Below are 8,266 nucleotides of genomic sequence, written 5' to 3'. Positions count from 1 at the left end.
CGCCGAACACGTCGAAGTTGCGCGTGTCCGACGCCGAGCCGTCCGAGCGGGCCGCCGAGGAACGCGGCTTCTCCTCGCTGCTCCTGCCCGAGCACACGCACATCCCCGTCTCCCGCCGTACGCCGCCGGCCGGCGGGCAGGCCGTGCTGCCGGAGGAGTACAAGCGCACCGTGGACCCGCTCGTCGCCCTCGGCGCCGCCGCCGCGGTGACCGCGCGGATCCGGCTCGGCACCGCCATCCTGCTGGCCGCCCAGCGCGAGCCGATCGTCACCGCCAAGGCCGTGGCCACGCTCGACCACCTGTCCGGCGGGCGGGTGATGCTCGGGATCGGGTTCGGGTGGAACGTCGAGGAGATCGAGAACCACGGCGTGCCGTACCGGGAGAGGCGGGAGGTCGCGCGGCGCAACGTGCTGGCGATGCGCGCGCTGTGGAGCCGGGAGGTGGCCTCCTTCGAGGGGGTCGAGGCGTCGTGGTCGTGGCCGAAGCCCGTCTCGGGGCCGCCCGTGTACGTGGGCGGCGCGGCGGGGCCCAAGATGTTCGCGCACGTCGCCGAGTACGCCGAGGGGTGGATGCCGATCGGCGGCAAGGGCATCAAGGCGGCCCTGCCCGCGCTGCGCGAGGCCTGCGAGAAGGCCGAGCGCCCCATGGCCGAGGTCATCCCGATCGGAACCCTGCCCACCCAGGAGAAGCTCGACTACTTCGCCGGGCTGGGCATCGAGGAGGTCGTGGCCACGCTGCCGAGCGGGCCGGCCGGCCGGGTGCTGCCGGTGCTCGACTCCTACGCGGAACGCTTCCTGTCATAATTACGCGCTATGTCGCGATTGGCGGAGCTTCGGGCGGGCGATCCGCGCCGGCTGGGCTCCTACCTGCTGGCGGGCCGGCTCGGCCAGGGCGGGCAGGGCGTCGTCTTCCTCGGCCAGACCCCCGCGGGCGCGCAGGTCGCGATCAAGCTGCTGCACGCCAGCGTGGCCGCCGACCCCGAGGTGCGCCGGCGTTTTCTCGGCGAGGTGGAGGCGGTGCGCCGGGTGGCGCCGTTCTGCACCGCGCAGGTGCTCGACGCCTCCCTTGAGGACGACCGGCCGTACATCGTCAGCGAGTACGTGGACGGCGTCTCCCTGCGCGACCACGTCGTGGCCAAGGGGCCGAGAACCGGCGGCTCGCTAGACCGGCTGGCCATCGGCACCGCCACCGCGCTCAGCGCCATCCACCGCGCCGGAGTCGTGCACCGCGACTTCAAGCCGGGCAACGTCCTGCTCAGCTTGGACGGGCCGAGGGTCATCGACTTCGGCGTCTCCCGCCTCATGGACAGCGCCGCCACCACCAACCAGATCCCCGTCGGCACCCCCGCGTACCTGGCGCCCGAGCGCATCGAGGGCGAGTCCGCCGGCCCGCCCGCCGACATGTACGCCTGGGCCCTCACCCTCGCCTACACCGCCAACGGCCGCCACGCCTACCGCGCCGACACCTACCAGGAGATCCTCGCCCGCATCGTGTACGGCCGGCCCGACCTGGGCACGCTGACCGGCCGGCTGCGCGAGATCGTGGAGGCGTGCCTGGCCCGGTCGCCCGGCGAGCGGCCCCGGGCGGAGGAGGTCCTGAGCGTGCTGCTCGGCCACGAAGGGCTGGACGTCCGGGACGTCCTGACCTCGGGGGCCAGGGCCGCCGTCGACACCACCGACCCGAGGGCCGGCGTGCCCGCGGGGAACGTCTCGGCCTCGGGGGAGAGCGACACCCTCCCGATCGGGCCGGAGGACTCCACCCCGACGACACCCGGACCAGAAGACGCCCCTGGGACCGGCCACCCGGTGCGCGGCCGGCGGCGGGTGGCGAGGTGGCAGATCGCCGTGGCCGTCCTGGGGGTGCTGGCCGGGGTCGCGGGGTTCGGGTTGTGGCTGCGTGGCGCGCAGAGTCCCGGGCTGGCGGGGACCTGGACCGGTTCGGCCGATCACCCCAGCGCGGGCCGCGTGTTCCCGGTGGAGATCAAGCTGGCGGGCGAGGGCGACTCCGCCATGCGGTGGGGCGCCGACCTGCGCTGCTCCGGCCGCCTGGCCGGCACCTCCAGCGCGATGGTCTACACCCTCGACGACGTACGCGGCGCGGAGTGCTACCCCGGCACCCTCCGGATGTTCCCCAGCGGCGGCGACGCCGACCAGGCGGTGATCAGGGTGACGCGCCGCGGTGACACCGATGTCACCTACTCGGGCAAGGTAAGCCGCCCGTCCTGACCGGATGTGTCACGGTCGTGTGCCGATTGGGCGGCCCGCGTTGACTGTCCGCCATTGGTTGCTTTCAGTGGAATGAGTACCGGGTGGCGGCGAGGGGAGGCCCTTGTGCCTGACACGCAGCCGCTCAAATCGGGGGACCCGCGGCAACTGGGCGACTACACACTGTCCGGCCGGCTGGGCGAAGGCGGCCAGGGCGTGGTGTTCCTCGGGATGAGGGGCGAGGAACACTACGCGATCAAACTGCTCCACGGTCCGGTGGGGGACGAGCAGGCGACGTTCTTACGCGAAGTGGAGCTGGCCAAGCACGTCGCACGGTTCTGCACCGCCCAGGTGGCGGACGCCGGGTTCGACGAGGGCCGGCCGTACATCGTGAGCGAGTTCGTCGACGGTCCTTCGTTGTATCGGGACGTCGCGCTCACCGGGCCCAAGAGCGGCGGCGCGCTGGAGCGGCTCGCGGTCGGGACCGCGACCGCGCTGGCGGCCATCCACCGCGCCGGGATCGTGCACCGCGACTTCAAGCCGCAGAACGTGCTGCTCGGCCCGGACGGGCCCCGGGTGATCGACTTCGGGCTGGCGCGGGTGCTGGACGCCGCGGCCACGCAGAGCGGACGCGGGGTGGGCACGCCCGCCTACATGGCGCCGGAGCAGATCACCGCCGCGCTGGTCACCGGCGCGGCCGACGTGTTCTCCTGGGGCGCCACCATGTGCTTCGCGGCCAACGCCAGCGCGCCGTTCGGGCAGGACTCCGTGGCGCCGGTGCTGCACCGCATCCTCACCGCGCCGCCGGAGCTCGGGCGGCTGGACGGGTACCTGCGCGACCTGGTGGCGGCCTGCCTCGACAAGGACGCGCGCAACCGGCCGTCGAGCCGCGACCTGCTGTACGCGCTGCTGGGCGACTCCGACGGGGTGCCGGCGGAGGTGCTGCGCTCACCTCCGCCGCACCTGCTGCGCTCGGGGGCGGCCCCGATGGCCGAGCCCGAAACGACAGGGGCGGCCCCGGACGTCTACCACCTGCCGGCCCCGTCGGCCGCGTCAACTCCGTCGAGCCCGTCGAGCCCGTCGAGCCCGTCGAGCCCGTCGGCCGCGTCGGTCGCCGTGCCGCTCGGCGCCGCGGTGAGCGGCCCGGTGGCGGTGAGCCAGGACACGCAGGATGTGCGCGCCGGCCGGCGGGCCAGCGCCGCCAACCGCGCGGGGCTCGCGGTCTCCTGCGCGCTGCTGGTGAGCGCGGCGGTGCTGGTGACGCTGCTGGTTCCGGCCTTCCGCTCCGGCGACGGCCCGGCGCCCCAGGCGGCCGCGCAGCCCAGCGGTTCCGTGCCCGCGCTGCTGCTGCCGCAGCTCGCCGAGCCCTCCCCGTCGCGCGAGCGGCAGGAATCGAAGGTACGAGGGGGCGCCACCGAACCGGCTCCGCCACCGCCGAGGGCGGAGCCGGTAGGGGTGGGGGTGCCGAGCGTGGTGGGGCTGGATCGTTCCGCCGCGGTGAAGGCGCTCAGGCGGGCCGGGCTCAGCGCGGGGACGTTCCACGAGGTGGACTCCGGGCAGCGGATCGGCCGCGTGCTGGCCAGCCGTCCCGCCGCCGGTGCACTGCTGGCCAAGGGGGCGGAGGTCGATCTCGACGTGTCGGCGGGGCTGGCCGTACCGGAGCTGAAGGGGTTGGGCAGGAAGGCGGCGGAGCTCGCGCTCGGTCGGGCCGGGCTGGAGACCGGTGTGGTGAGCCGGGCCTGCTCGGCGCAGCCGGGCGGGCGGGTGCTGTCGTCGGAGCCTGCGGCGGGCAGCCGGGTGGCGGGCGGGAGCGCGGTGGCGCTGGTCGTCACGCAGCACGGGGCCGAGGTGCCCGCGGTGGTCGGCAAGGGCAGGGAGAGCGCGCTCGCGGGGCTGAAGGCGGCGGGGTTCGCCGTGGAGCAGCGGGTACAGATCGTGACCGAGCCCGGCGAAGTGGACACGGTGCTCGCGCAGAACGTGCCGGCGGGCCGGTGTGCCCAGCCCGGCCGGACGATCGTCATCACCGTGGGCGTCGAGGGGCAGACCGGCCCGGATCCGGGCGAACCCGACCCGGATCCCACGCCCAGCCCGTCATAGCGCCCGCTCCTCACGAGGCGGGCGCCTCGACGGCGGGGCGCTCGGTGTTCCCGCCGCGTACGCGCGTGGCGTTGACGAACACGGCGACGAAGGAGTAGAGGCGGTCGGCGTAGACCTGCCGCATGGCGCTGAGCTGGAGTCCGGCCTCGTCCGCCCGGGCGCCGACGGCGAGCGGCGGGACGGCCCGGGTACGGAGCCCGACCTTGGCGCCACTGGTGGACGTGGCCTGGTAGAGCGGGTGGGCCTCGGTGTAGCCGGGGTCGATGTCGCAGACGATCAGCGTTCCGCCCGGCGCGAGCAGACCGGCCAGCCGCCCGAAGTCCGGCATCTCCGGCATCGAGGACAGGACGAGGTTGAGCAGGATGACATCCTGCGACCGGGGCGCGATGCGGTCGCGGACCCGGTTGATGTCCTCGACGAGGATCTTCGTGCGCTCGTAGAGCGGCTGACCCGCCAGATGACGCTGGAACTGCTCGGCCATGCCCGGACAGAAGTCCACGTAGGTCCAGCGCATCGAGGTGTCGAGGAAGAAGTGCGTCGCGACGTTCTTGCCGGAGCCGCCGCCCAGGTCGAGGACGCGGAGATTGGGCTTGGCGTCGCGCAGGCCGACCAGCAGCCTGATGACCGCCCGGTGGGTCTCCAGCAGGTTGGCGGAGTTGCGCTGGTCGTAGTTGGGGGCGATCGCCTGGTAGAAGTCGCGCGCCTGCGTGGTCTCGAAGAGCTGGACGGCCTCGTCGTCGGTCGCCGCCGCCGGGGCGAGCGCCTCCTCGCGCGGTCCCACCCGCGGCGGCCAGAACTCGATCGACCTGCCCTGCCGGTACGCGCCGACGAGGACGACCAGGACAATGGCGGCGACCCCCGCCACCAGATATCCCGAGCTGCTGCCCAGGGCGTCGAACACGTGCTTCAGATCCATCCTGGAACCTCCTTACCTGCGTCCATGAACGCTCGCGCGCGACTGTCCCGCCAGAGCGGTGGACAAGATCGTGCTGGATCCGCGCCACTCGCGGATGGGACAGGACACGCGGGGACGCGGGCGCGGAGAATAGGTCCGGCTTTTCCCCGCGATAGCGGTCACATAAATGCGCACCGGGTGCTAAAGAGCGGACAATTCGCGTACTCTTGCGGACAAGCTTGGACAATCGCGGACAGTTCAATGAGGCGTTATGGGAGAAGAGTCGGCTGACCTTGCCTCTGCTGTGACAAAGGTCGCGACAAAGGAAGACTTGGCGCGACTTATGCGGATACTGCGTGCGCGGGCGGATATGCCGGCCTATCGCGATCTGGAGAAACGTGCGGTCTCCGCCGGTGGCTCGCTGCCACGCACAACGCTGGGGGAAGTACTCAACGGGCGTAAGTTCCCAACGAAGGCCTTTCTGATTACCTTTCTCAACGTCTGTGAGGTGCCGGCGGCCGAGCAGGTGACCTGGCTCCAGGTATGGAATCGGCTGGCCGCCGAGTACAACGCCGGCGCCATCACGGACGGCGCCCGCGCGGCCGAAGGGGAGCCGCCGTTGAGGGAGGCCAGAGAGCTGGCCGACCGCCTGGGCGAGGACCTGGCCCGGGAACGGCGCCGGCTGTCCGAGCACGGCGCGCGGCTGGAGGAGATTGTCCCGATCTTGCATCAGGCGGTGTCCGTCCTCGCCGAGTCCGGACAGCACGAGCTGGCCGAGCAGATCTCCGGCGGCGTCGTGGAGCTATGCCGCGGCGCCGCCTGCGACAAGTCGCCCGCGTGCCTGAGCCTGCGCCACGAGCGGGCGACGATCCTGGCCCAGCGCGGCGCCCCCTCCGCCCCGTCGCTGCTGGGGGAGCTTCTGGCCGACTGCAGGGAGACGCTCGGCGACGCCGATCCGCTGACCGCCACGGTGGAGGCGGCGCTCGCCCGCTACGCCACCGGTGCTCCGCCCGCGACCGGCATGCTGCCCACCGTCTGGAACGTCGAGCCGCGCAACCCCGAGTTCACCGGCAGGGAAGAGGTCATCGCCGAACTGGGCCGCCGCTTCCGCACCGGCGGCCTGGCCAAGGTCCAGGTGCTGCGCGGCTGGGGCGGCGTGGGCAAGACACAGATCGCGATCGAGTACGCGCACCAGTTCGCCGCCGACTACTCCGTCGTGTGGTGGATCGACGCCGAGGACCCGATGCTCATCGGCAAGCAACTGGCCGAGCTGTCGGTCCAGTTACGGCTGGCGATCCCCGACGTCGACTCGGGCAGCGCCGTCGCCCTGCTCAAGGCGCACCTGCGCCAGCACTCCGGCTGGCTGCTGCTGATCGACAACGCCGAGGATCCCGGGCTGGTCCGCCGCTGGCTGCCCGGAGGCCCCGGCCACGTGGTGATCACCTCCCGGGTGGGCGGCTGGGAGCACCTGGCCGTCACCGTCCCGGTGAACGTGATGGAGCGGGCCGAGTCGGTCCAGCTGATCCGCAGTCACGGCCCGGACCTGCGGGGGTCCGAGGCGGCGGCGCTGGCCGCCGAGCTCGGCGACCTCCCGCTCGCGCTGGTGCAGGCGGGCACCTTTCTGGCCGAGACCGCGACCGCCCCGGGCGACTACCTGGGGCTGCTGCGCTCACGGCCGAAGGAGGTGCTGAGCGAGGGCGCGGCGGGCGAGTACCCGCACTCACTGGCCGCGGCCGTGGGCCTGACCATCGAACGGCTGGCCAGGCACGAACCGGTCGGCCTGGCCCTGGCCCGGATCTGCTCGTTCCTCGCCCCGGACACGATTCCCGTGGAGTGGCTGGTCGGCGCGCACCCGGCCGCGGCCGGGAAGGGCCCGCTGGACGGCCTGACGGCGGCCGAGGACGACGCGCTCGCCCTGCGCAGGGGCGTCGGCTCGCTGAGCCGCTTCGGCCTGGCGGTCGGCGCGCGCGGCGGGCTCCGGCTGCACCGGCTCACCCAGAGCATCATCCGCGACCACCTGCCGCCGGCCGAGCAGGAGATCGTCCTGGAGCACGCCAGGGCGCTGCTGGCCCGCTACCGGCCCGGCGACCCGGAGGACCCCGCCGGATGGGCCGCCTGGTCACGCATGGTCCCGCACCTGTTCGCCGTCGCCCCGGACGCCTCCGGCGACCACGACCTGCGGGGGATGGCCTGCGACGCCGGCTGGTACCTGATCGAGCGGGGCGAGGCCCAGGCCAGCGCCAGGTTCTCCGCCCAGCTCTACGCGCAATGGCAGAAGACCCTCGGCCCCCGGCACGCGCAGACCCTCGCCGCCGCCCGTGACCTGGCCAGGGCGCTGCGCGAACAGGGCGACTACGCGGACGCGGCCCGGCTCTACGAGCAGGCGGCCGACGAGGCGGAGGCGGGACTGGGCGCCGACGACCCCCTGACCCTGCGGCTCAAGCACGGATCCGCGATCAATCTGCACCTGCTCGGCCGCGACCGGGAGGCCTACGCGTTACAGAAGGACGCCTTCGAGCGCTACGAGCGCGTGCTCGGCCCGAGGCACCCGCACACCCTGCACTCCGCCAACCACCTGGCGGTGGCGCTCCACGCGCTCGGCCGCTTCGAGGAAGCCCGCGACCTGCACGAAGAGACCTACGCCCGGTACCGGGAGGTGCTGGGCGACGATCATCCCGACACCCTCCGCTCGGCCAACAACCTCGCGGTCGACCTGCGGACCCTGGGCGACCACGAGCGGGCCCACACCCTGCAGGTCGAGGCGCTGAGCCGCCGGAGGCGGACACTCGGCGAAGATCACCCGCACACGCTGCAGTCGGCCACGAGCCTGGCCGAGACCCTGCACACGATGGGCCGTTCAGAGGAGGCCCTCCGCCTGCAGAAAGAAACCCGCGACCGCAGCATCAAGGTTTTGGGCGCGCATCATCCGGACTCCCTGCACGCGAGCCGAAACCTTACTAACATCCAGGAGTCCCTCCGCCATTCCTCATAGACATCTGCCCTAGAGAATCGTTGCCCGCGCCCAATTGTCATGGTTCTATAAGGGCGGCCGATTTCCAAAGGACGGGTG

Annotated in this window: 5 protein-coding genes; 4 read left to right on the top strand and 1 reads right to left on the bottom strand. The window is 72.8% G+C overall.

Going from position 1 to position 8,266, the window contains the following annotated elements; translation table 11 throughout:
• From ACFWYW_RS40665 to ACFWYW_RS40655, 3 genes are all read left to right on the top strand, one after another.
• The coding region (locus ACFWYW_RS40665; protein WP_379641242.1) for a TIGR03619 family F420-dependent LLM class oxidoreductase at positions 1-803 on the top strand (803 nt) is incomplete at its 5' end.
• A 9-nt stretch (positions 804-812) separates the two neighbouring features.
• Positions 813-2,225 carry a serine/threonine-protein kinase gene (locus ACFWYW_RS40660; RefSeq protein ID WP_379620569.1) on the top strand — a complete coding sequence of 471 codons (1,413 nt, stop codon included), beginning with the start codon at positions 813-815 and terminating at the stop codon, positions 2,223-2,225.
• Between the two features lie 105 nt (positions 2,226-2,330).
• A complete protein-coding gene (locus ACFWYW_RS40655) occupies positions 2,331-4,301 on the top strand; it encodes a PASTA domain-containing protein (protein WP_379620571.1) in 1,971 nt (656 codons plus the stop codon).
• Positions 4,302-4,311: 10 nt separating this feature from the next.
• Here ACFWYW_RS40655 and ACFWYW_RS40650 read toward each other — a convergent pair whose 3' ends face one another.
• Positions 4,312-5,217: a class I SAM-dependent methyltransferase gene (locus tag ACFWYW_RS40650; protein WP_379620573.1), complete on the bottom strand. Its 906-nt coding sequence runs from the start codon at positions 5,215-5,217 to the stop codon at positions 4,312-4,314.
• A 487-nt stretch (positions 5,218-5,704) separates the two neighbouring features.
• On the opposite strand from ACFWYW_RS40650, the gene fxsT reads away from it, so the two are divergent.
• Positions 5,705-8,188, top strand: coding sequence for an FxSxx-COOH system tetratricopeptide repeat protein (fxsT, locus tag ACFWYW_RS40645; RefSeq protein WP_379620575.1), 2,484 nt, complete (start codon positions 5,705-5,707; stop codon positions 8,186-8,188).
• Positions 8,189-8,266 lie beyond the last annotated feature (78 nt).

The organism is Nonomuraea sp. NPDC059023 (genome assembly GCF_042740095.1).
In the GTDB taxonomy this organism is placed as follows: domain Bacteria; phylum Actinomycetota; class Actinomycetes; order Streptosporangiales; family Streptosporangiaceae; genus Nonomuraea.
Note: the sequence above shows the minus strand (reverse complement) of the source record. Positions and strands in the feature narration are given on the sequence as shown.

Coding starts and splice junctions, on each gene's coding strand:
- ACFWYW_RS40650 (WP_379620573.1), bottom strand. CDS start 5,217: ATGGATCTGAAGCACGTGTTCGACGCCCTGGGCAGCAGCTCGGGATAT.
- ACFWYW_RS40660 (WP_379620569.1), top strand. CDS start 813: ATGTCGCGATTGGCGGAGCTTCGGGCGGGCGATCCGCGCCGGCTGGGC.